At 67.2% G+C, this 23,223-nt stretch carries 15 protein-coding genes; 3 read left to right on the top strand and 12 right to left on the bottom strand.

The genetic code is table 11. The features are described 5' to 3' along the window. Window positions 1–121 precede the first annotated feature (121 nt). From rluB to KBW95_RS10645, 7 genes are all read right to left on the bottom strand, one after another. Window positions 122–2,059 (bottom strand): 23S rRNA pseudouridine(2605) synthase RluB, encoded by a 1,938-nt coding sequence (gene rluB / locus KBW95_RS10675; protein WP_229429676.1) that lies wholly within the window; start codon window positions 2,057–2,059, stop codon window positions 122–124. After that, window positions 2,046–2,783 (bottom strand): SMC-Scp complex subunit ScpB, encoded by a 738-nt coding sequence (scpB, locus tag KBW95_RS10670; RefSeq protein ID WP_211526074.1) that lies wholly within the window; start codon window positions 2,781–2,783, stop codon window positions 2,046–2,048. The genes rluB and scpB overlap by 14 nt, the downstream gene beginning before the upstream one ends. Before the next feature lie 410 nt (window positions 2,784–3,193). Continuing rightward, window positions 3,194–4,210 (bottom strand): glucokinase, encoded by a 1,017-nt coding sequence (locus KBW95_RS10665; protein ID WP_211528228.1) that lies wholly within the window; start codon window positions 4,208–4,210, stop codon window positions 3,194–3,196. Window positions 4,211–4,428: 218 nt separating this feature from the next. Further along, the gene (locus tag KBW95_RS10660) at window positions 4,429–5,373 is read right to left on the bottom strand and encodes a VTT domain-containing protein (protein ID WP_211526072.1); all 945 of its coding nucleotides are present in this window, start codon (window positions 5,371–5,373) and stop codon (window positions 4,429–4,431) included. A gap of 268 nt (window positions 5,374–5,641) precedes the next feature. Beyond that, window positions 5,642–7,333 (bottom strand): ABC transporter ATP-binding protein, encoded by a 1,692-nt coding sequence (locus KBW95_RS10655; RefSeq protein WP_211528227.1) that lies wholly within the window; start codon window positions 7,331–7,333, stop codon window positions 5,642–5,644. 1 nt (window position 7,334) lies between these two features. Then, complete coding sequence (locus KBW95_RS10650; protein ID WP_211526070.1) at window positions 7,335–8,363, bottom strand: ABC transporter permease; 1,029 nt, start codon at window positions 8,361–8,363, stop codon at window positions 7,335–7,337. Then, window positions 8,360–9,298 carry an ABC transporter permease gene (locus tag KBW95_RS10645; RefSeq protein WP_211528226.1) on the bottom strand — a complete coding sequence of 313 codons (939 nt, stop codon included), beginning with the start codon at window positions 9,296–9,298 and terminating at the stop codon, window positions 8,360–8,362. The genes KBW95_RS10650 and KBW95_RS10645 overlap by 4 nt, the downstream gene beginning before the upstream one ends. A 433-nt stretch (window positions 9,299–9,731) precedes the next feature. Between KBW95_RS10645 and KBW95_RS10640 the strand changes: the two genes are divergently transcribed. Next, window positions 9,732–12,566, top strand: coding sequence for a TonB-dependent receptor domain-containing protein (locus KBW95_RS10640; RefSeq protein WP_229429675.1), 2,835 nt, complete (start codon window positions 9,732–9,734; stop codon window positions 12,564–12,566). Between the two features lie 211 nt (window positions 12,567–12,777). Here KBW95_RS10640 and aroG read toward each other — a convergent pair whose 3' ends face one another. Both aroG and KBW95_RS10630 read right to left on the bottom strand, forming a co-directional pair. Continuing rightward, the gene (gene aroG / locus KBW95_RS10635) at window positions 12,778–13,836 is read right to left on the bottom strand and encodes a 3-deoxy-7-phosphoheptulonate synthase AroG (RefSeq protein WP_211526067.1); all 1,059 of its coding nucleotides are present in this window, start codon (window positions 13,834–13,836) and stop codon (window positions 12,778–12,780) included. 519 nt (window positions 13,837–14,355) lie between these two features. Beyond that, window positions 14,356–15,543, bottom strand: coding sequence for an RNA-guided endonuclease TnpB family protein (locus tag KBW95_RS10630; protein ID WP_211528224.1), 1,188 nt, complete (start codon window positions 15,541–15,543; stop codon window positions 14,356–14,358). 285 nt (window positions 15,544–15,828) lie between these two features. Between KBW95_RS10630 and KBW95_RS24865 the strand changes: the two genes are divergently transcribed. Next, complete coding sequence (locus tag KBW95_RS24865; RefSeq protein WP_373888785.1) at window positions 15,829–16,002, top strand: hypothetical protein; 174 nt, start codon at window positions 15,829–15,831, stop codon at window positions 16,000–16,002. A 79-nt stretch (window positions 16,003–16,081) separates the two neighbouring features. On the opposite strand, the gene tldD is transcribed toward KBW95_RS24865, so the two are convergent. Then, on the bottom strand, window positions 16,082–17,542 hold the full coding sequence (tldD, locus tag KBW95_RS10620) for a metalloprotease TldD (protein WP_211526065.1): 1,461 nt from the start codon (window positions 17,540–17,542) through the stop codon (window positions 16,082–16,084). Window positions 17,543–17,728: 186 nt separating this feature from the next. On the opposite strand from tldD, the gene KBW95_RS10615 reads away from it, so the two are divergent. After that, window positions 17,729–18,133 (top strand): hypothetical protein, encoded by a 405-nt coding sequence (locus tag KBW95_RS10615; protein WP_211528223.1) that lies wholly within the window; start codon window positions 17,729–17,731, stop codon window positions 18,131–18,133. Between the two features lie 19 nt (window positions 18,134–18,152). On the opposite strand, the gene KBW95_RS10610 is transcribed toward KBW95_RS10615, so the two are convergent. Together KBW95_RS10610 and KBW95_RS10605 are read right to left on the bottom strand one after the other, a co-directional pair. Further along, window positions 18,153–18,950: a carbon-nitrogen hydrolase family protein gene (locus tag KBW95_RS10610; protein WP_211528222.1), complete on the bottom strand. Its 798-nt coding sequence runs from the start codon at window positions 18,948–18,950 to the stop codon at window positions 18,153–18,155. 1 nt (window position 18,951) lies between these two features. Beyond that, window positions 18,952–23,130, bottom strand: a complete 4,179-nt coding sequence (locus tag KBW95_RS10605; RefSeq protein WP_211528221.1) for a YhdP family protein — start codon at window positions 23,128–23,130, stop codon at window positions 18,952–18,954. Between the last annotated feature and the right edge of the window lie 93 nt (window positions 23,131–23,223).

The following is a 23,223-nucleotide window of genomic DNA, read 5'->3' as shown; positions in this document are numbered from 1 at the left end:
CAAGTGAGCAGCTATACAACAGTTGGCAGGGTGACCACAGTGGGCAGATCGCATTCTACGGCGTTTGCGCTTCGAATGCTCGGCGCGCGCAGTTTATTTGCGCGCGCCAAGACCGAAAAGCTCAGCCGCGGCGGCCGCGGCGCGGCAGGCCGTGCTCCGAGCCGCGCGGGCCTTGGCCGCCACGGCGCCCGCCGCCACCGCCGGCGAAGCCGAAGGTGGTTTGCAGCGGGTCCGGCTGGCGCGGACGGTTGCTGGCGCCGCGCTCGCCCTGGCCCTTGCCGAAGGACTTGCCGCCCTTGCCGCCACCCATGCCGCCGCCTGCGCCCGGACGGCCGCCGGCCGGCTTGCCGCCGATCGGACCGCCGAGCATGCCCTGGCCGCGCTGGGCGCCGGCGCGCGCCACCGGCGGGCCGAAGGGGTCGACGTTGCGGTTGGCGTCGGCGCGGTCGATGCGGTTGCCGTCGGAACGGCGGGCATCGTCGCGGTTGTCGCGATCGCGGTTGCCGCCCTTGGCCTTGCCCTTGGCGTCGCCGGCGCCGCCCGCGGCGCCCTTCTTCTCGATACCGAAGGCCGCCATCAGGGCGCGCACATCGTTGTCTTCCAGCTCTTCCCAGCGGCCGCGCTTGAGGCCGGTCGGCAGGGTCATGGCGCCGTAGCGGGTACGGATCAGGCGCGAGACGGTCAGGCCGACCGCCTCGAACATGCGGCGCACCTCGCGGTTACGGCCTTCGCCGATGACCACGCGGTACCAGTGATTGACGCCTTCGCCGCCACCATCCTGGATCTTGGAGAAGTTGGCCTTGCCGTCCTCGAGCTCGACGCCCGACAGCAGCTTCTGGCGCATGCCTTCTTCCAGCACGCCCAGGGTGCGCACCGCATATTCACGATCGATGTTGTAGCGCGGGTGCATGAGCCGGTTGGCCAGGTCGCCCGAAGTCGTGAACAGCAGCAGGCCCTCGGTATTGAAGTCGAGGCGGCCCACGGCCAGCCACTTGCCGGTCTTCATGGTCGGCAAGCGGTCGAACACCGACGGACGGCCTTCCGGATCGTCGTGGCTGACGATCTCGCCGGCCGGCTTGTGGTACACCAGCACGCGCGGCGGCTTGGTGTTGTTCACGCGGCGGGCAAGCAGCTTGCCGTTGATGCGCACGGCATCGGTCGGCAGGATGCGCTGGCCGATGTGGGCCGGCTCGCCGTTGACCGACACGCGGCCGGCGATGATCAGTTCTTCCATGTCGCGGCGCGAGCCCAGGCCGGCCTCGGCCAGCACCTTGTGCAGCTTCGGCGCGTCGTCGTCGGCGGTCAGGTCGCGGCGCACCTTGGACGGCTGCGCGTTGCCGCGGCCGCCTTCGTTGGCGTCGAAAGCATCCGAGGTGACGAAGGAGAACACGGCGTCGGCGTCGTTGGCCTTGCCCTGCTGCTGCTTACCCTGCTGCTTGCCTTGCTGCTTGCCCTGTTGCTGCTTGCCCTGCTGCTTGCCCTGCTGCGGGCGGTTGCTTTGCTGCTGGCCGAACTTGCCCTGCTTCTGCTGGCCCTTGCCGCGTCCTTCCTGGCGGCGGCCCTCAAGCGGCTGGGGCGCGGCTGCGCCCTGCTCGACGGGAGCCTGTTCGGCGGCTGCCGGCACGGCGTCCGCCGCCGGCATGCGTTCCTGCTGGAGCGCTTCGCGCTCGGCGCGCTTTTCACGCATCTGGCGCGGGCCGCGCGGCTTGCGCGTCTCTCCGTCCAGCGCCGGCGCGGCCGCCGGAGCCGCTTCGATCACGGCGGCAGGGACAGCGGCGGGAGCCGCTTCCTGGGCGGCCTTGACGGCGCGCGGCTTGCGCGGCTTGGCGGCCGGCTTGTCGGCTTCGGCGGCGGGCGCTTCGGCGGCGGGCGCAGTCTCGGCGGCGGCCGACGCGGCCGGCTTGCGGGTGCGCTTCGGCTTGGCCAGTGCGGCGTCGGCGCCGGTTTCCACGACGGGCGCAGCCTCGGCGCTAGCGGCCGCCTTGGTACGGCGCTTCGGCTTGGCGGCGACCTCGCCCGCTTCCACGGGCTTCGTCTCGTTCTGTTCAGTAGTCATCATTCGTATCTTTATTGTGCAGACCCGGCCCAGCGTCGGCCGCCGTCTCCCGGTCATGAATCGGGACTTCAACAGGTGAAGTAATCGTTTCCGTGTCGTCGGCGGGCATGGGGACGTCCGCCTTGTCAAAATTTTCTTTCAGCGCCGCTTCCAGGGCTTCCAGGCTGCGGCTGTCCGGCGCATCCGCCACTTCCTGCAGCGGCGGCAGCTGGGACAGCGAAGCCAGGCCGAGGTCGTCCAGGAACTGCTTGGTGGTGCCGAGCAGGGCCGGCCGTCCCACCACTTCGCGGTGGCCGACCACGTCGATCCAGCCACGGTCTTCCAGCATCTTGATGGTCTGCGAATTGACCGCGACGCCGCGGATCTCCTCGATGTCGCCGCGCGTCACCGGCTGGCGGTAGGCGATGATCGCCAGCGTTTCCAGGGTCGCACGCGAATACTTGGGCGGCTTTTCCGGCGCCAGGCGGTCGAGATAGACCTTCATCTCGGGCCGGCTCTGGAAGCGCCAGCCCGACGCCAGGCTGACGATCTCGATGCCCCGGTCCTGCCAGTCCAGGCGCAGTTCCTCGAGCAGGATCTTGATCGTGTCGCTGCCCACGCCGGCGCCGATCTGGCGCCCGTTGGCGTCGACTTCGGCGAACAGCTTCTTCATGCCATGGATCGACATCGGCTCCCGGGCGCACAACAAGGCGGTCTCGAGGACCCGCTTGGCCTCGTCTGTATTCATATCACGATGTCGTCAGGCTCGAATGCAAAGAACATCAAACAATACCGGGTTAGCAGACCAGCGCGGAGACATCGCGGATGTCCGGCGTTCGGCGGGCCGGAATGGGCGCGGCCGCCACGGTCTACTGCGTTCGTCAAACTGGAATCAAGGGCCCGGGCTTGGACGCATCGGGCTGACATTACGTGGCAGGCAGGGACTAGGGACCTGCGCTGCGCAGGCTGCCCGCCGGATGGCTGGGCTGCTCGCTGTCGAGTTTCAAGCGAAACGCGGGCTCGGCTTCACGAGGATACCGGGCGCTTGGAACGCACGGGCGTGAGCGGACAACGTCGTTTCATTCAACTGCCGGCCATTGTAACCGATAAAACCCTCTACTACGCAAGGGTTTCGGAGGCGCATGCGCGCGATTTGGCTCAGCCGGACAGTTTTTCCGACAAAATCGCCGATACGCCCAGGAAGGCCGGGTAGTCGGCGGTGATCACATAAGTCGGAATCTGGCCCAGGTAGCCGGCAAAACGGCCCTTCTGCTCAAAGCGGCTGCGGAAGGACGAGCGCGCGAAGCGTTCGCCCAGGCGCGGCACGATGCCGCCGCCGATGTAGACGCCGCCCTGCGCGCCCAGGGTCACCGCCAGGTTGCCGGCCACGGTGCCGAGCATGCCGCAGAAGGCTTCCACGGTCTCGTCGCACAGCGCGCACTCGCCCGCCAGGGCGCGGCGCGAGATTTCCGGGGCCGCCAGGCTCTCGCCCGGACGGCCGGCGCGGTCGGCCAGCGCGCGGTAGATCAGTTCCACGCCGGCGCCCGACAGCAGACGCTCGGCCGAGACGTGCTCGAACTCGCGCCAGGCGAACTGGAGGATCGCCACTTCGGTCTCGTTGGCCGGCGAGAAGCTCACATGGCCGCCCTCGCTGCGCAGCGCGGTCCAGCTGGCGCCGCAGGGGATCAGGCCGGACACGCCCAGGCCGGTGCCGGCGCCCAGCAGGCCCAGGGGCGCATCCGCCACCGGGGCGCCGCCGCCGATCTGCAGCTTCTGGCCGCCCAGGTGGGGCAGCGAGCGCGCCAGCGCGGAGAAATCGTTGACCACTTCCAGGATCTCGAAACCGCACTCCTGGCGCAGCGCCTCGATCGAGAACTCCCAATGATGATTGGTCATGCGCACGTAGTCGCCCACCACCGGATTGGCGATGGCGATCGCGGCATGGCGCACCGGACCGGGATTGGCCTCGGAGACTGCCGGCGAAGCCAGGTAGGCGCGCACGGCGGCGGCCAGGGACAGGTGATCGTTACAGGCCAGCACCTCGATCAGTTCGATCCGGCCCGGCCCGAACTCGAGGGCGAAGCGCGCATTGGTGCCGCCGATATCGGCAAGCAGGCGGGCGCCGCCGGCATGGGTGACGGACGCGGAGCTGGCGGTGAGCGAGGAAGCAGTCATTGCAGATCAAAAAGAAGCGATGATCAAGCTTACTAAACTTTTTGCTGCGATTACAAGAAGATTTTGTAGTTTAGGTACAGGCAGCCGCTTAAGGGACCGAATTCCGCACAAACTGTGCATCAAAAATGTAGTAGTCCGACTACTTCATCGAAAAGGAAGAGGAAACGGGCACGCCGGCCCGCTGCCGGGAGGCGCGGCCGGGGATGCAGGAAGGGAGGTCAGCAGGTCGCCGGGTCGAGGGCGGCGTCGGGATCGTGATGCGCGTTCCACGCGTCGAGCCCGCCCTTGAGCGGACGGGTGCGGTGGAAGCCGTTGGCAAGGAACTGCTTGGCCACCTCGGCGGCCGTGACGTCGTTGGGGCAGCTGCAGTAGACGACGATGTGGCGGTCGCGGTCGAGCGAGGCCATCAGCTGGTCGGGCTGGCAGGCCTGGTACACGATGGCGCCCGGAATCGCCGCCTCCAGCTGCTGGGCGGTCAGGCTGCGGGCGTCGATGATGAGGGGCTGGTGGCCGCCGTCGATCAGGCCCAGCAGTTCGCCGACCTCGATGCGCGGCATGGACGTGCGGGCGCGGTGGCGACGGCGCTCGATGTACTTGACCACGATGAACAGGCCCAGCAGGCAGAGGACGACCGAGAGCGCGGTGCTGCCCATGGTCGAGAGCAGGTCCAGCACCGTGTCGATGCTGTCGTGGAACAGCGAACCCAGCAGGATGCCGGTGCCGCTCCACAGCGCCGCGCCGGTGATGGAAAACGCCAGGAACTGACGGGTGTGGGTGCCCATGGCGCCCGACAAGGGGGCGGCGATGGTGTTGAAACCGGGGATGAACTTCGACACCAGCAGCGACTTGACGCCGAAGCGGCGGAAGCGGTCTTCGGTCTGGTTGACGCAGGAATCGGGGGACAGCGAGATCTTGCACAGCAGCCGCAGGATACGCTTGCCGTAGAAGCGCCCGGCGCGGAACCAGAACAGGTCGCAGATCAGGCAGGCGCCCACCGCCGCGGCCAGGCACAGCTCCCAGCTGACCCCGCCGTCGACCGCGACCGCGCCGGCCACGATGAGGATCGGATAGGCGGGGATAGGCAGGCCGAACTGTTCGACAAGGACGATGCCGAACACGATCAGCACGCCGTACATCTGGATCAGGTCGGATAACGGGGGCATTGTTCTATATTAGCCCAATTCAGAAGCGCTCACAGGGCGGCGCTGGAGGCGGTTTGGCATATTCGCAACGGTGAGTGCCGAGCGTGCGCACAGCACACTTAACACGTTAGTCCCGCAGCCCCAAGACCGTCATTCCGGCGGAGGCCGGAATCCAAGTTTGCATGCATATCGGCTCGGTTTGATTTGGACGGCTGCTCGACGAACTTGGGTTCCGGCCTTCGCCGGAACGACGGTTTTGCGGGTGCGGGACCTGCGCGCAGAACCGCCGCTACGCCCCGCGCGGAATCGCCGCCAGCAGCGAGCGCGTGTATGGATGCTGCGGATCGCGGTACAAGTCGTCCGAATCCGCCATCTCGACCACGCTGCCGTGATGCATGACCATCACCTGGTCGGAGATGTACTTCACCACCGACAAGTCGTGCGAGATGAAGATGTAGCTCATCCCGTACTCGTCCTGCAGATCCTGCAGCAGATTCAGCACCTGGGCCTGGACCGACACGTCCAGCGCCGACACCGATTCGTCGCACACCAGGATCTCCGGCTTCATGGTCAGGCAGCGCGCGATCGCGATGCGCTGGCGCTGGCCGCCCGAGAACTCGTGCGGATAGCGGTGATAGGCCTGCTCCGGCAGCCCCACCCGCTTGAGCAGGGTATGCGCCATCTCCACGCGCTCGGCATCGCTGGCGCCGATGCGGTGGATGCGCATCGGCTCGAGCAGGATCTGGCCCACCGTGAAGCGCGGATTGAGCGAGGCGTAGGGATTCTGGAAGATGATCTGGATGCGCCGCTTGTAGGGCTGGTAGTCGCGGTCCGACATCGTCACCAGGTCGCGCCCTTCGAACAGCGCACTGCCGCCAGTCGCGCGGTGCAGGCGCAGCAGGGTGAGCCCGACCGTGGTCTTGCCCGAGCCCGACTCGCCCACCACGCCCAGGGTCTTGCCGCGCCCCAGCGTGAACGAGACGTCCTTGACCGCCTTGAATTCGCGCTTGCCGAACAGGCCTTCGCGCAGCCAGAAGCTCTTGGCCAGGTTCTTCACCACCAGCACCGGCTGGTCCTGGGCCGAGCTTCCGCGTTCGCGCTGCTCCAGCGCCGCGCCAGGCACCACGCTGCCACTCATGAAGTCGTCGATCACCGGCAGCCGCACCGGCCGCTCGTCGAGCCTGGGCCGGCAATGCAGGAGCGCGCGCGTGTAGGCATCGGCCGGCGCCCCGAACACCTGGGCCGCCTCCCCTTCCTCGCGCACCACGCCATGGCGCATCACGATCACGCGGTCGGCGATCTCGCCCACCAGGCCCAGGTCGTGGGTGATGAACAGCACCGCCATATGGTGCTTCTTCTGCAGCCGCGCGATCAGCTCCATGATCTGCTTCTGGATGGTGACGTCGAGCGCCGTGGTCGGCTCGTCGGCGATCAGGAGCTTGGGCTCGCAAGCGATCGCCATCGCGATCATCACGCGCTGCTGCTGGCCGCCCGACATCTGCGAGGGATAGGCGTCGATCTTGTTGTCGGGATCGGGAATGCCGACCTCGGCCAGCAATTCCAGGGTGCGGGCGCGCGCCGCGCGCTTGTCCATGCCCATGTGCAGGCGCAGGACTTCGCCGATCTGGAAGCCGACCGTGAACACCGGATTGAGCGAGGACATCGGCTCCTGGAAGATCATCGCGATCTCGCGCCCGCACAGCTTGCGGCGCTCGGCAATGGGCAGTCCGAGCAGTTCGCGGCCGTCGAAGCGCACGCTGGCGCCCTCGTGCACGATGGTGGTGTCGGGCGGCAGCAGGCCCATCACGGCCAGCGAACTGACCGACTTGCCGCTGCCGGATTCGCCCACCAGCGCCACGGTGGCGTTCTTCGGCACATCGAAGGAAATGCCCTTGATCGCTTCGACCGTGGTCTTCTTGTCGACCCTGAAGGAGATGCGCAGGTCGCGCACAGACAGCAGCATGGAGGAATCCTGGTTCATATCACTTCAGCTTCGGGTCGAGGGCGTCGCGCAGCGCGTCGGCGAACAGCGAGAAGGCCGTCACCAGCAATGCCATGGCGCCGCTGGCCGCCGCCAGCTGCCACCACTTGCCCAGGATGAGTTCGTTCTGCGCCTCGTTCAGCATGCTGCCCCAGGACACCACGCCGACCGGTACGCCGAAGCCCAGGAAAGACAGGATCACCTCGGCCTTGATGAAGCCGACCACCAGGATCGACATCTGCACCAGCGCCACGTGCGAGACATTCGGCAGGATGTGGCCGAACATGCGGCGCCAGCCGGAGGCCCCGATGGCGTCGGCCGCCATCACGTATTCGCGCGCCTTGTGCTTCATGTACTCGGCGCGCATCAGGCGGTAGGGCCCGGTCCAGCCGGTGAGGCCCAGGATCAGGACGATGGTCGTCACGCCCTTCTGCTGCAGCACGGCAGCCACGGTGAGGATCATCAGGATCGAGGGAATCGAGGTGAAGACGCTGTAGAACCAGTTGAACAGGTCGTCGACGAGGCCGCCGTAGAAGCCCGAGACGGCGCCGAACACGGTGCCCAGCGCGACCGCGACGAAGGCCGCGACCAGTCCCACCACGATCGAAGTCTCGCCGCCCTTGATGGTCTTCTTGATGACGTCATGCCCCCATTTGTCGGCGCCGAAGGGCAAGGTGGTGCGCTTTTCCGCCGGCGGCCCGGATGCCGCCGCCTGCGCCTTGAGCTCGGCCAGCTCGGCCGCCAGCGGATCGAAGGCGTTCGGCGGGACCGGGCGCGGCGCCTGGGCCGCGGCCAGGGCGCGGGTGGCGGCGTCGGCGCCGACGAAGCTGGGTGGCGCATAGTTGACGGCGACTTCTTCTTCCCAGTCGGCGGCCACCAGGCCGGCGCTGGAGAGCAGCAGCAGCACCAGGAAGCCGGCCACCACGGCCAGCGCAGCCATGGCGATGCGGTCCGCGCGCAGGCGGCGCCAGGCCAGGGTCCACAGGCCGGGGGATGCGGGATGCGTGGTCATGGTCGAGACTGGATTCATTCGAGCTGCACGCGCGGGTCGACCGCCTGGTACAGCAGGTCGGCCAGCAGGTTGAAGACCATGGTCGCGGCGGCCACGTAGACCGTGATCGCCTTGATGACCGGGAAGTCGCTGCGCTCCACCGCCAGGATCACTTCGCGCCCGATGCCGGGAATGCCGAAGAAGCGCTCCAGCAGGAAAGCGCCGATCAGGAGCGCCGGCAGGTTGGCCATGACGTGGGTGATGATCGGGATCGCGGCATTGCGCAGCACGTGCACCCAGACGATGCGGCGCTCGGCCAGGCCCTTGGCGCGCGCGGTGCGCACGTAGTCCTGGCCCACTTCGTCGAGCACGAAGCTGCGGTACAGGCGCAAGGTGGGCGCGACCGACACCGCCAGGCCGATGATGATGGGCAGCAGCGCATAGCGCAGCAGGTTCTCGCCCAGCGACTCGCCCCAGCCCTGCACCGCGAACAGGCCCAGCTTGTAGGCGAAGAAGTACTGGAACACGATGATGTAGACCAGGATCGAGATCGACATGCCCACCGTGCACGCGACCATCACGGCGCGGTCCGTCAGCGATCCGCGCACGAAGGCGATGCCGAGGGCCAGCGCGATGCCGAACAGGGTTTCGAGCACGGTCAGCGGAACCAGCACGGTCAGCGACGGCCCCAGCCGGCTGGCGATGATTTGCGAGACCGGCTCGCCGGTGCTCCAGGCGTTGCCGAAGTCGAAGGTGAGGATCTGCTTGACGAAGATCCACAGCTGCACCGTATAGGGCTGGTCGGTGCCGAGCTGGCGGCGGATGTTCTCGATGGCGGCCGTGTCCGCCATCTTCCCGGCCAGCAGGTAGGCGGGATCGCCGCCGACCCAGTTGAACAGCGCGAACACCAGCACGACGACGCCCGCCATGGTCGGCAGCATCTGCCACAGCCGGCGGAGGATATAAGCGATCATGAAACTCCCGATTGGCGCCGGCGCGTGCGCGCCGGCTTGCCGTCCAGCCACCCGAAAAGGCGACACCCTACCTGAAACCAGCGCGCCCTGCCCGGCCGCGCGCCGTGGACAGGATACAGACTGGGCAAGCTCCCCGCGTATAAAAAGGTGACGCCCAGTCATTACCTTTTTTTATTTCCCAGCCATAACACGAAATGTTACTCAAGTAAATCTTGCGGTGCACACAGTTGTTTTTTTTACTTGCCTAATTTTTACAATTGACAATATATGCACCCAAATGTTTTTATTTCCTTGCGGTAAAGATGCCGTTTTAACATGACGGCTTGTATCAACGACTGTGCCGGCGGTCGTCGCTGGCAGAGCTAACTGGGAAACTCACATGATGGTTGAAACAGTTTTATCTCGTTCAGTACGTTTGATGTTCGCAAGTGGCATGGCGGTCGCCGCCTCTGCCTATGCGCAGGAAGCGCCGCAGGCGCCGGCCGAGGGCCAGCTGCAGCGCGTCGAAGTCACCGGTTCGCGCATTCCGATGGCCAACCTGGAAGGCACCAGCCCGGTGACCGTGGTCAGCGCCCAGGAAATCAAGATGGACGGCGTGCGCTCCGTCGAGAACCTGCTGAACAACCTGCCCCAGGTGTTCGCCGACCAGGGCGGCACGATTTCCAACGGCTCGAGCGGCACCGCGACGGTGAACCTGCGTAACTTCGGCGCCGACCGCACCCTGGTGCTGGTCAACGGCCGCCGCCTGCCGGCTGGCAGCCCGTCGAATACCGCGGCCGACCTGAACCAGATTCCGGCGCCGCTGATCAAGCGCGTCGAGGTGCTCACCGGCGGCGCATCGGCCGTGTACGGCTCCGACGCCGTGGCAGGCGTGGTGAACTTCATCATGAACGACAAGTTCCAGGGCGCCCAGATCGAACTGAACCACAGCTTCTACAACCATCAGCAAAACAACGGGCGCGTGGCCGATGCGACGCGCCGCAGCAATTACCCGCTGCCGGGCGACAAAGGCGCCGACGGCAAGATCAGCGACGCCAACCTGCTGTTGGGCGGTAACTTCGCCGACAACCGCGGCAACGTGACGGTCTTCTTCAACTACAAGAAGGAAGACGCGCTGCTGCAATCGGAACGCGACTACTCGGCCTGCGCGCTGGGCGGCACCGAGGGCAATACCTTCAACTGCGGCGGCTCCTACACCTCCTTCCCGGGCCTGTTCGTGACCGACGGCGGCGACCTGACCGTGGCCGACGCCAACGGCGGCGTGCGTCCCTTCGCCGACCCGGCCGACCTGTACAACTACGGTCCGCTGAACTATTTCCAGCGCCCGTCGGAGCGCTACGGCTTCAACGCCTTCGCGCACTACAACATCAACGACAACACCCGGCTCTACACCGAGGCCAGCTTCCACGACGACCACACCGTGGCCCAGATCGCCCCGTCCGGCATCTTCGGCCTGACCGTGCCGGTGAGCTTCGAGAACCCCTTCCTGTCGAGCGCCTGGCGCAGCGCGCTCGGCCTGAACGCGCCGGGCGACACGGCCGACGTGTTCATCCTGCGCCGCAACGTCGAAGGCGGCGGCCGCCAGGACAACCTGCGCCACACCTCCTTCCGCGGCGTGGTCGGCCTCAAGGGCGACATCGGCAACTGGAACTACGACGTGTTCGGCCAGATGGGCAAGGTGCTGTTCCAGGAAAACTACCTGAACGACTTCTCCAACACCCGCCTGCAGGCCGCCCTCGACGTGGTGGCCGACGCCAGCGGGGCGCCGGTGTGCCGCAGCGGCCTGGCGGGCTGCGTCCCCTACAACATCTGGGCGCTGGGCAAGGTGACCCCGCAGATGCTCGAGTACCTGCAGACCCCGGGCTTCCAGAAAGGCTACACCAGCCAGAGCGTGATCGGCGCCAACGTCGGCACCAACCTCTCGGACTACGGCTGGACCATGCCGGGCACCGAGGAAGGCATCGGCGTCAACTTCGGCTTCGAGCACCGCACCGAGAAACTGGAGCGCACCGTCGACACCGCCTTCGCCACCGGCGACCTGGCCGGCCAGGGCGGTCCGACCCAGAACGTGGGCGGCGAGTACAGCGTGAAGGACTACTTCGCCGAAGCACGCATCCCGCTGCTGTCGAAGAAGCCGTTCGCGGACGACCTGTCGCTGAACGCCTCCTACCGCCGTTCGGACTACAACACCGGCTACAAGACCAATTCCTACGGCCTGGGCCTCGAATGGGCGCCGATGTCGCTGGCCAAGGTGCGCGCCTCGTACCAAAGGGCGGTGCGCGCCGCCAACGTGGTCGAGATGTTCACCCCGGTCGGCCTGGGCCTGTACGACAACGACGAAGATCCGTGCGCCGGCGCCACCCCGAGCGCGACCCTGGAGCAATGCGCCCGCACCGGCGTGACCGCCGCCCAGTACGGCAATATCCGCGACAACGCGGCCGGCCAGTACAACGCCCTGTTCGGCGGCAACGCCGACCTGAAGCCGGAAACCGCCAAGACCTACACCGTGGGCCTGGTGCTGACCCCGATGCGCAACCTGTCGCTCACCCTCGACTACTTCAACATGAAGGTGGAAGACGTGATCTCGGCCCTGCCGGCGACGACCACCCTGAACGACTGCCTGGAAACCGGCAATCCGGCCGCCTGCTCGCTGATCCAGCGCGACAGCCAGGGCTCGCTGTGGATGGAGACGACGGCGCGCATCATCGCCAACAACCAGAACCTGGGCATGCGCAAGACCTCGGGCCTGGACGTGGCGGCCAACTTCCGCCAGAACCTCGGCAGCGGCCTCGGCTCGCTGGACTTCGCGATGACCGGCACCTGGCTCAAGGAGTTCCTGCAGGAAGACGCGCCGGGCAAGGGCGCCTACGACTGCGCCGGCCTGTTCGGGCCGAGCTGCGGCACCCCGCTGCCGGAATGGCGCCACAAGCTGCGCGTGACCTGGTCCTCGCCGTGGCGCATGGACCTGGCCCTGACCTGGCGCTTCATCGACGAGGTGAAACTGTCCTCGACCAGCAGCGACCCTCAGCTCAAGGGCAACTTCGAGACGGGCGACGCCACCTTCGGCCGCCAGAACTACCTGGACCTCGCCGCCAGCTGGCAGGCGACCAAGTGGCTGGCCCTGCGCGCGGGCATCAACAACCTGCTCGACAAGGACCCGCCGGTGGGCGCCGTGACTTCCTCGACCTTCGGCAACGGCAATACCTTCCCGCAGGTGTATGACGCCCTCGGACGCCGCGTGTTCCTCAACCTGACCGCGAAGTTCTGAGCCTCGTCAAGGCTGCAAAAACAAAACGGCGCACTTCGGTGCGCCGTTTTTCATTCGGTGTCTGATTGTGAAGCCATGTCGACGCGGACAAACTTGGATCCCGGCCTTCGCCGGGATGACGTGCTAGAGGAGCGTGAACTAAGGACAGCGCCTATTTTCAAACGTACTTCATGAACTTCATCCCGGCGAAGGCCGCCGCGCAGTGCCGGCCTTATTCCTGCCGCACCCGGCGCTGGCGCACCGCCTGCGCCAGCCCTTCCAGCACGCCGACGCTGGTGTCCCAGTCGATGCAGCCGTCGGTCACCGACTGGCCGTAGGTCAGCTCCTGGCCCGGCACCAGGTCCTGCCTGCCGCCCACCAGGTGCGACTCGATCATCACGCCCACGATGCGGTCGTCGCCGGCCGCGATCTGCTTGCCGATGTCGGCGCACACCGGCACCTGGTTCTGCGGATTCTTGCTGCTGTTGGCATGCGAGGCGTCGATCATCAGGCGCCCGGCCAGGCCGTTGGCCGCCAGCTGCCTGCAGGCGTCCTCCACGCTGGCCGCGTCGTAGTTCGGCGCCTTGCCGCCGCGCAGGATGATGTGGCAGTCCTCGTTGCCCGAGGTCGAGACGATCGCCGAGTGGCCGCCCTTGGTCACCGACAGGAAGTGGTGGGGCTGCGAAGCCGCCTTGATGGCGTCGGCGGCGATCTTGATGTTGCCGTCGGTGCCGTTCTTGAAGCCGACCGGACAGGACAGTCCCGACGCCAGCTCGCGGTGCACCTGCGACTCGGTGGTGCGGGCGCCGATCGCGCCCCAGGAAATCAGGTCGGCGATGTACTGCGGGCTGATCACGTCCAGGAACTCGGTGCCGGCGGGCAGGCCCATCTCGTTGACGTCGCGCAGCAGCTCGCGCGCCATGCGCAGGCCGTCGTTGATGCGGAAACTGTTGTCCATGTACGGATCGTTGATCATGCCCTTCCAGCCGACCGTGGTGCGCGGCTTCTCGAAATACACGCGCATCACGATCTCGAGTTCGCCCGCGAAGCGGCGGCGCTGCTCCACCAGGCGGCGCGCATACTCGAGCGCGGCCTTCGGATCGTGGATCGAACACGGGCCGACCACCACCATCAGGCGGTCGTCCTGGCCGTGCAGGATGCGGTGCAGCGCCACGCGCGCGTCCGCGGCGGTCTGCTCGGCCTGAGGGCTCACCGGGAACTCGCGGATCAGGTGCGAGGGCGGCGTCAGTTCCTTCATTTCGCGGATGCGTAAGTCGTCGGTGCGAGGCATGCTGTACTCCGTTTCGTGATGTCTGGGCTGAAAATGAAAAAACCGCCATCGCTGGCGGTTTGTCTGGATTTGCTGGGACTTGTTCGTTGTCGCGTGAACCTGCCGCTACTCCACCGCCATCGGGCTGGAATCGCTAAAGTAAAAGTAGCAGGTAAAGAAGACGTTCTGGCGCATACGAGGTCCGGTTGTTCGTCTGACTATAACAACAAGCTGTGAAGATTGGCAAGCCTTTTATCGGCTGATTCACGCTTGTACAGACAACAATTAGTGGCGACAAGCCGACACCCTCTTCCCCTCCCGACCGGCCCCTTGAGACAGATCAGCGCTCTTCCGGCTGCCGATGCAAAAGTCGCTCCCAGCCCGGCCGCCGTGCGCAGGCTCACTAGATCAAGAAATAGAGCGTTAGCAATTGATGCGCCTCAAAGCCACAGCGAGCGCGCGGCCGGGACCATGCCAACTACCTGCAGTCCGATCCATGACTGAGACCGTTCTTCCGGACTTGCGCATAGCTATCCATAGTTAACTTTGCTGCCGGATTCCTACTTCACAGGGGCCGATTTCGCCCCGCTCGCGCGCTGGGCCAGAGCCTTCCCCTCCGCAGGCAGACACGGTGGAACTCACCGCGTGACTTCTCAAGTTCACGGCGGCATTGACGTCGCGCTCGTGCGCCGTCCCGCATCCCGGGCAGGCCCAGTGGCGGATCGCCAGGTTTAGCGCTTCCATTCGATAGCCACAGCCGGAGCACAGCTTGCTGCTCGGGTACCAGCGGTCCGCCACCACCACCCGGCCGCCGCGCCACGCCGCCTTGTATTCCATCTGGCGGCGCAGCTCGTGGAAACCCATGTCCGAGATCGCCCGGGCCAGGCAGCCATTGGCCAGCATGCCCTTGACGTTCAGGTCCTCGATTCCGATCGTGTGGAAGCGGCGCGTAATGCTCGTGCTCAGTTGATGCAGGCTGTCGCGTCGAATGTTGCCGATCCGTGCGTGCAGGCGCGCCAGTTTCAGCTTCTCCTTCGCCCGGTTGCGCGAACCCTTCACCTTGCATGACAGGCTGCGCGACAGGCGGCGCAGGCGCGGCAGCAAGGCGTGCAATGCCTTCGGTCCTTCGAATTTCTCCCCGGTCGACAGGGTTGCCAGCGTCGAGACTCCGAAATCCACCCCGACCGCGCCTTGGTTTTCGGCTGGCGGCAGGGACAGTTCATGAGTGTCGACGGTGATGCTGGCGTACCAGTGATCGGCGACGCGGCAGACCGTGGCCGATACGATCCGGCCGGTAAAACGCAGGGCTTCGCACATGCGGACCCAGCCCAGCTTCGGGATGCGGATCCGCTTGTCCTCGACCCGGAACTGATCGTTGCTCAATGTAAACCGGTCATCGCGCCCTTTACGGCGGAAGGTCGGATAGCGGGCGCGCTTGTTGAAAAAATTGTCGAAGGCGCGGCCCAGCTGCATGATCGCCATCTGGGGCGCATTCTTGGTTACTTCCAACATCCAGGGAAATTGTTCGCGCTTGATGGCATTGAGCTGGCGCCGCAGCGCCGCTTCGGACGGCTTGGGCAGCGATGGATCGGCCTTGCAGGCTTCGTACTGTTTGCCCCACTCGTCTAAAGCCCAGTTGTAGGCGAAGCGCGCCACGCCGGCCGCCCGAGAGAGATACGTCGCCTGGACATTGTTGGGATCGAGCCGAATGCGATGCGCTATGAGCACGGCGCCTCCCGGTGGCGCAGCCTGCTACCGCACCTGGCCGCTGCCGTGCTGCGGCCGGCCGTCGTCCGTACAACGGCGCTGGACTGCGTGCCGGCGCGAATTGAAACGGTTTCGATGGAGACGTATGTTTTCATATTCCTTGAGACCGTGCAGCTGTAGCCAAATTCCCGGCAAACTGCTTGAACCCTGTTCAAGGACAACCCCGACGGTTGCGCCAGCCATTCCGCCCACGGCAACGATGCGCCGACGAATTGCGAACTGGCCTCGTTCACCACGGTGGGCCTGGTGCTGCGCTGGAAGCCGCAGCCGCGCTGGGAAGTGTTCGGCTCGATCCAGAACGTGTTCGACAAGCTGCCGCCGCTCGACCCGCTGACCTATGGCGCCACCTCCTACAACCCGCTCGACTACTACGGGGCGATCGGGCGCTTCTTCACCCTGGGGGCGAAAGTCAGCTTCTGATGGCCGGCGCCGCGGCGCATTGCCCTAGAAACGACAACGCCCGGCGACAACCGGGCGTTGGGGATGGCGCGGCCGTGGATCAGGCGGTGCCGCCCACCGTCACGCCGTCGATGCGCAGGGTCGGCTGGCCGACGCCCACCGGCACGCTCTGGCCTTCCTTGCCGCACACGCCGACGCCGGTATCGAGCTTCATGTCGTTGCCGATCATGGAGATGCGGTTCATCACGTCCGGGCCATTGCCGATCAGGGTTGCGCCCTTGACCGGATAGCTGATCTTGCCGTTCTCGATCATGTAGGCTTCGCTGGCCGAGAACACGAACTTGCCGTTGGTGATGTCGACCTGGCCGCCACCGAAATTGACCGCATACAGGCCGTTCTTGACCGATTCCAGGATCTCTTGCGGGTCCTTGTCGCCGGCCAGCATGTAGGTGTTGGTCATGCGCGGCATCGGCAGGTGGGCAAAGGACTCGCGGCGCGCGTTGCCGGTGACCGGCATCTTCATCAGGCGTGCGTTCATGGTGTCCTGGATATAGCCCTTCAGGATGCCGTCCTCGATCAGGGTGGTGCACTGGGTCGGGTTGCCCTCGTCGTCCATGTTCAGCGAGCCGCGGCGGTCCTTGATGGTGCCGTCGTCGACCACGGTGACGCCCTTGGCCGCCACGCGCTGGCCGATCATGCCGGCGTAGGAGGACGAGCCCTTGCGGTTGAAGTCGCCTTCCAGGCCGTGGCCGACCGCCTCGTGCAGCAGCACGCCGGGCCAGCCCGGTCCCAGCACAATGGTCATCGGACCGGCCGGGGCCGGGCGCGCCTCCAGGTTGACGCAGGCCGACTTGACCGCTTCAGTCGCGTAGAAGTCGAGGATGTCGTCGGTGAAGTAGCCGTAGTCGTAGCGTCCGCCGCCGCCCGAGGAACCGACTTCGCGGCGGCCGTTCTGCTCGGCGATCACGGTCAGCGAGACGCGCACCAGCGGGCGGATGTCCGCGGCCAGCACGCCGTCGCTGCGCACCACCAGCACCACGTCGTATTCGGCGGCCAGGCCGGCCATCACCTGGACCACGCGCGGGTCCTTGGCGCGCGCCATCTTCTCGACGCGCTCGAGCAGGCGCACCTTTTCGGTGGCGTCGAGGGAAGCCAGCGGATCGTGCGGCAGGTAGAGCGAGCGGCCGCCGGTCGGGCGCGCCGCGCCCGCGACCTTCACCCGGCCCGCGCCGGCGCGCGCGATGGTGCGGGTGGCGCTGGCCGCGTCCAGCAGCGCGCGCTCGGAAATCTCGTCGGAATAGGAAAAGGCGGTCTTGTCGCCCGAGATGGCGCGCACGCCGACACCCTGGTCGATCGAGAAGCTGCCGGTCTTGACGATGCCCTCTTCCAGGCTCCAGCCCTCGCTCTTGGTGAACTGGAAATACAGGTCGGCGTAGTCGACCTTGTGCGTGAACATCGTACCCAGCGCGCGCAGCAACTTGCCCTCGTCGAGGCCGAAAGGCGTCAACAGCACGTCGCGGGCGACGGCGATGGAGGAAAGGTTCGGTTCGAATGGAGTCATTTTGCGTTCGGTCTCTCTTGTGGAATGGGCATTGTGCCATATCCGGGCCCGTCGTACCGGACGCAAGTCAGGCTGCCGCGCGCACCGCACGGGGGTCCGGCGCAAGCCTGGCGTCACTTCATCCAGGCCGCATTGCCACCGGCTTTCCTCGATGGCAATATCGTAGAAAACCTCCAAGGAGTTGCGATGCGCTTGAAACAGGTAGTCCCGCTTGCCGCCGCCCTGCTCTGCAGCGCCGCACCAGCCCATGCCACGCCTGCGCCCGCCCAGGTGGTGGTCGTCGAAGTGTGCGTGGATGAGAAGGCTGCGGCCAGCATCGTGAACAGGGTCACTGCGCCTCTCGAAAAGCTGCTCCTCAAGCTGCCCAATGTGGCCGACTTGCAATCCATGACTTTTGAAGGCGTTGTACGGTTCGAGCTTCTCTACACCGACGGCGCCGGCAGGAGCGAGCTGGCCGCCGCCCAGGAAGCGATCGACCGGGCGGCCATCGCCCCCGGCGTGCGCATCCTGTCGCGCTCGGCCCAGCTGGCCTCGGAGAGCCAGGACAAGCCCTACCTCGCCGAGCGCAGCTGTGGGGCGGCGCGTCCTTAGGCGCCGCCCTTCCCCGCCCTTACATCTTCCGGTGCCGCAGCGCCGGCAGGCTCTCGCGCACCCCGGCCAGGAAGGCCGGATTCAGCTCGCCGCAGACCACGCCCTCGCCTTCCGGCAGCACCGCCTTCACTTCGCCCCAGGGGTCGATCAGCATGCTATGGCCGAAGGTGCGGCGGCCGTTCTCGTGCAGGCCGCCCTGGGCCGCCGCCAGCACATAGCACTGGTTCTCGATCGCGCGGGCGCGCAGCAGGACTTCCCAGTGCGCGCGGCCGGTGGTGTGGGTGAAGGCTGCCGGCACCACGATCAGGGCGCACTCGCCCATCGCGCGGAACAGTTCCGGGAAGCGCAGGTCGTAGCAGATCGACAGGCCGACCCGCCCGAAAGGCGCCTCGAAGCTGCCGATGGTCTCGCCCGGCACGATGGTGCGCGCCTCGTCGTAGGATTCGCTGCCCTTGTTGAAGCCGAACAGGTGGATCTTGTCGTAGCGGCTCACGGCCTGCCCCTGCGGGTCGTAGACCAGGGTGGTGTTGAGCACCTTGCCGTCTTCCTTCGACACCAGCGGCAGGGTGCCGCCGATCAGCCAGACGCCGTGCTCGCGCGCCAGCGCCGCCATGCAGTCCTGGATCGGTCCGCTGCCCGGCTGCTCGGCATGCGCCACCTTGTCGGCGTCGCTCATGCCCATGATCGGCCAGTATTCCGGCAGGGCCACCAGGCCGGCGCCCCTGGCGGCGGCCTCGCCCACCAGGCGGCGGACGGTGGCCAGGTTGTCGCTGACCTGCGGAGTGGAAACCATCTGGACTGCGGCTACGGTCGTCATCTCATTCCTTTTTCGCGTTGGCGCGCGCGGCGGCGGCCGATGCGGCGGCAGCGGCGGCCGCGGCCGGCGGCGGGTTGTCGAGCTTGGTAATGGTCGGGGACTTCCACGGTCCCGTGACCTGCATCTGGTAAGTGAGCGCCTTCATCACCGGCGCCCGCAGGAACAGCTGGGCCAGGAAGCCGCCCAGGCCGATCACCGGGTTCACCGCCAGGCCATAGACCAGCGGACCAGTGCCGAGGTTGAATTCCGGGATCACGACCACGCGCAGGTTGGTCGTCTCGTGGGCGATGTCGGCGGTGCCGTCCATCAGCACGGTGGCGGCCACGCCATGCATCTTGAGGTTGTCGGTGCGCAGCACGCCGCGCTGGATCATGGCGTTGGCGCTGATGCCGTCGAAGGCCAGGCCTTCCGAGAACACGTCGTGGAAATCGAGCTTGAGCAGGCGCGGCAAGGCCTGCAGGCTGAGCACGCCCAGCAGCTTGGCCGCGCCCGGATCCTGCTTGAGGAACTGGCCCGACTCGACATTCATCTCGATCTGGCCCGACAGGCTGGGAATGTCCATCGCGTACGGCAGCCCGGCCCAGGAAATATCGCCCGACATCTTGCCTTTGCCGCGGCGCAGGGTTTCGGGGAAACCCAGGCGGTCCAGCAGGCGGCCGGCGTCGAGGATGTCGAGCGAGAAGTTGAGGCTGGTATTGCTCTTGCCGTCCTTGGTCAGCCAGCGGCCGGCGGCCTTGAGCTGGCCGTCCGGGTTGTCCAGCGCCAGGCGGTCGATGCGCCATTCGCGCCCGGCCAGGGCTTGCACGTTGCTGGCGTGCAGTTCCAGCCGGCCCAGACGCTTGTCGAACAGCTCGAAATGCTCGGCCACGATGTCGAGCGAAGGAATGGTGGCGCTGGCGCCGCGGTGCGATTCGAGCAGGTCCTTGACCTCGGCCTCGGCCGAGGGCGGGATCACGAGCGAGGCCAGGCGCGCGGTCACCTTGCCCACGCCGCTGGAGGCGTCGGCCCAGGTCACGTAGCCGACCGCCTGGCGCGAATGGATGCTGGCCTGCCAGGTGTCGCGCTGGTGGGTGACGCCGGCCACCACCTCGGCCAGCCTGCGCTCGCCGAGCGTCACCTCGCCCACCCTGCCGCTCATGACCGAGGGCAGCACATACTGGGCCACGCCGCCGCTCCCGGCAGGCGTGCCGCCGGCCGGCCCATCCTCGCCGGCGATCGCGCGCCCGGCCGCGATCCACTGGTCGATGTTGAGGGCCTTCATGTTCACGTTGAGCATCAGGCCGCTGTCCGGCTCCGGCGCCGGCAGGTTGACGCCGATGCCGCCGCGGGTCACGATCCAGGGACCGCGTCCCTGCTTTTCGCGCAGGTAGCGCGCCGCCAGGTTCTGGCCCAGGCTGACCCGGATCTCGTCGCGGCCCTGCCCGTTCACGCCGGGCTCGCCGGCCAGGGTAAAGTGCAGCGGCAGGATGTCGCCCTGCGGCTTGTTGAGCGGGGCCGGCAGTTCCAGGCCCAGCCCGGCCAGGCTGGAGTCGAGCGTGACCGTGCGCCGGCCTTCCTTCACCGTCACCAGGCCCATGTAGCGCGTGCTGCCCGACAGGCGCTGGCCCAGGCGCGCCAGCTCCGGCATCGGCGCGGTGCGGCGCATGCCCTCGGCCGACAGGGTGCCGCCCAGGCGGATCGCGATGCTGCCGTCGCGCTGGGTGCCGCCCGCCAGGCTCAGCGGCCCGCCCAGGAAGCTCGCGCCGACGCCGTTCAGGTTGACGCCGCGCTCGAAGAATTCGATCCGGCCCAGCGCCGCCTGCAGCGGCGGCAGTTCCGGGAACAGGCTGACGTCATTGCCCAGCAGTTGCAGGCTGCCCTGGACCTTGGTGTCCGGCAGGTGGTGCAGCGGCATGCGCAGCTTCAGGCTAAGCCGCGCGTTACCACTGGCGCGGGTTTCCTCGGTGAAGTGGCCGATCCATTCCAGCACCGGCGTGACCGATACGTAGCGCAGGAATTCCTGCATCGGTCCGGCGGCGTTGCCGTCGATTTCCAGCGTCAATTGCTCGTGCGCGCCCAGGTCCGGGATCACGGCCTTGACGTTCGACAGCGCCACCCCCAGGGTGCGCAGGGTGTCGCCGCGGATCTCCATGCGCGCGCGGTCGAACTCGATGTGGCCGTTGATCTGCTCGGCCAGCGGCCACTGCGGGGCGCCGTCCGGGTGGCGGTGGCCGGGCGCGTATTCCAGGCGCGCGTTTTCCAGGCGGCCGGCGACGCGGAACTCACCGCGCGCCCGCTCGGCCAGGCTGCCGGCGCGGAACGGGAACTCGGCCAGGTCGCCGCGCAGGCGCAGGCTGGTGTCGCGCAGGCGCCCGCCCTGCAGCGCGCCGATCAGCCAGTGCCGCAGGTTCTCGGGCGTGGCCAGCGGCAGGAAGCGTCCCACCTGGCCGATCTCGAAGCCGTCCAGCTTGCCGATGAAATCGGCATTGCCGGGGCCGTGGCCCGGCTCGAGCGGCAGCAGGTGGCGGCCCGAGAGCTTCGCGTTCAGCGCTCCCTGGTGGAATTCGAAGTTCTCGACCTCGAGCAGCAGCTGGCGCGCCGGCTCGTAGTTCCAGCGCGCCTTGAGCAGCAGGCGGTCGAAGTCCATGGCCGGCTCGGCGAACCAGGCCGGCATGCGCAGCGCCAGCCGGCTGGAATCGAGGTCCACCGAACCGCCGCGCTCGGTGGCGTCGATGCTGCCGCTCAGGTTGTCGAAGCCGGGCATCGCCGCGCGCGCCGGCACCGCGGCAATCCCCGGACGGGCGGGCTGGGCCGGGCGCGCCGGCTGCGGGTTCACAGCCAGGCCCTCGACTTCGCCGCGGATGCGGTAGCCGCTCACCTGCGGGAAGCGCCCGGTCCACTCGGCGGTGACGTCGACCAGGCGGCCGCGCGGCGCGTAGTCGGCCAGCAGCTGGCGCTGCAGCGGGGTGATCGGCATCGACTGCGCCAGCACCGCCAGCGCGCCCAGGTCCAGGTGGCGCGCGGTGAGCTCGCCCTGTTCGGGGCGGCCGGCGCGCGCCGGGCGCCAGGTTTCTTTCAGGGTGGCCGGCGGCAGCGCGCGGCCGTCGCGGGTGACCACCGCCAGGTTTTCCAGGCTGAGCGTGTGGCCGTGGGCGCCGAAGGTGGGCTTGCCGTCGTCCTTACCTGCAATCATTTCCTCGCGTGCCGACAGGCGGCCGCTCAGGCGCGCCAGCGCCAGCGGGGCGGCGTCCTTGCCCAGGCGCGCGGCGACGTCGGCCAGGGCCAGGTCGGCGGTGAAGCCGGCCAGGCGCGCCTGGTCGACGCTAAGCCAGGCGCGCAGCGAGCCGCGCCCCTGGGTCAGCTGGACCGGATAGTCGATATGGCGCTTCCAGGCGGCCAGGTCGGCGTCGCGCAGCTCGGCGTAGAGTTCGCCTTTCCAGCGGTAAATGTCGGAGGGACGGGCGCCGAAACGGTGGCGGAACTGGGCGCGCAGCTCGACCGGACTGCCGAGCGCGCGCGGCGGCGTGGCGCGCAGGGCGGCGTGGTGGGTTCCCCAGCGGTTCAGCAAGGCGAAGGTGACGCCGCTCAGGCGCAGGGTCTCGCGCCCGCGCAGCTCGTCGGTCCAGTCCACCTGTCCGCCGCGGATCACGATCTCGCGCTGGCGGAACAGCCAGTCGGCGCCGCCCTTGTCCTCGCTCTTCGGGTCGAGGCGCACGCCGGCCACTTCGATCACGCCGTCCGGCCCGCGGCGCACGCTCAGCCGCGGGTTGCGGATCTCGAGCTGCTCCAGGCGCGGCTCGAGGGCGGCCACGGTCCACCAGGACAGGACCGCCGAAACGCCCGGCAGCGCCAGCGCCTGGCGTCCGGCGCGGTCGTGCAGGCGCACGTCCTGCAGCGAGAGCGCGGGACGCAATCCCTTCCAGGAAGCGTCGATGGCGGCGATGGTGACCTGCCCGCCCAGCGCGCGGCTGGCGGCGCGCTCGATATCGCCCTTGTACATATCGATATTCGGCAGCACCGCGTAGCGCAGCACCAGGAACAGCACGGCAAGCGAGAAATAGACGAGCAGGATGAGCTTGATGGTAAAGCCGAGCACATGGTGCGAGGCCAGGTTCGCCACCCGATAGGCGGCGCGCAGCCGCCGCCAGCGCACGGCAAGCGGCAGGTGCGCAGGCGCGGCCTGCGGTTCCTGGTTGTCCATCAAAGTGCTCAACTCAAGGCTCGCCGTTAGGGAAGCCCGGCGCACGAGCCGGCCTCCCGAATTAATTCTTTATCAACAACATCGCTTGCAACA

This window comes from Massilia sp. ZL223 (assembly GCF_018119395.1).
In the GTDB taxonomy this organism is placed as follows: Bacteria; Pseudomonadota; Gammaproteobacteria; order Burkholderiales; family Burkholderiaceae_D; genus Telluria.
The sequence above is the reverse complement of the archived record's forward strand: the minus strand, read 5'-3'. Positions and strand labels throughout refer to the sequence as shown.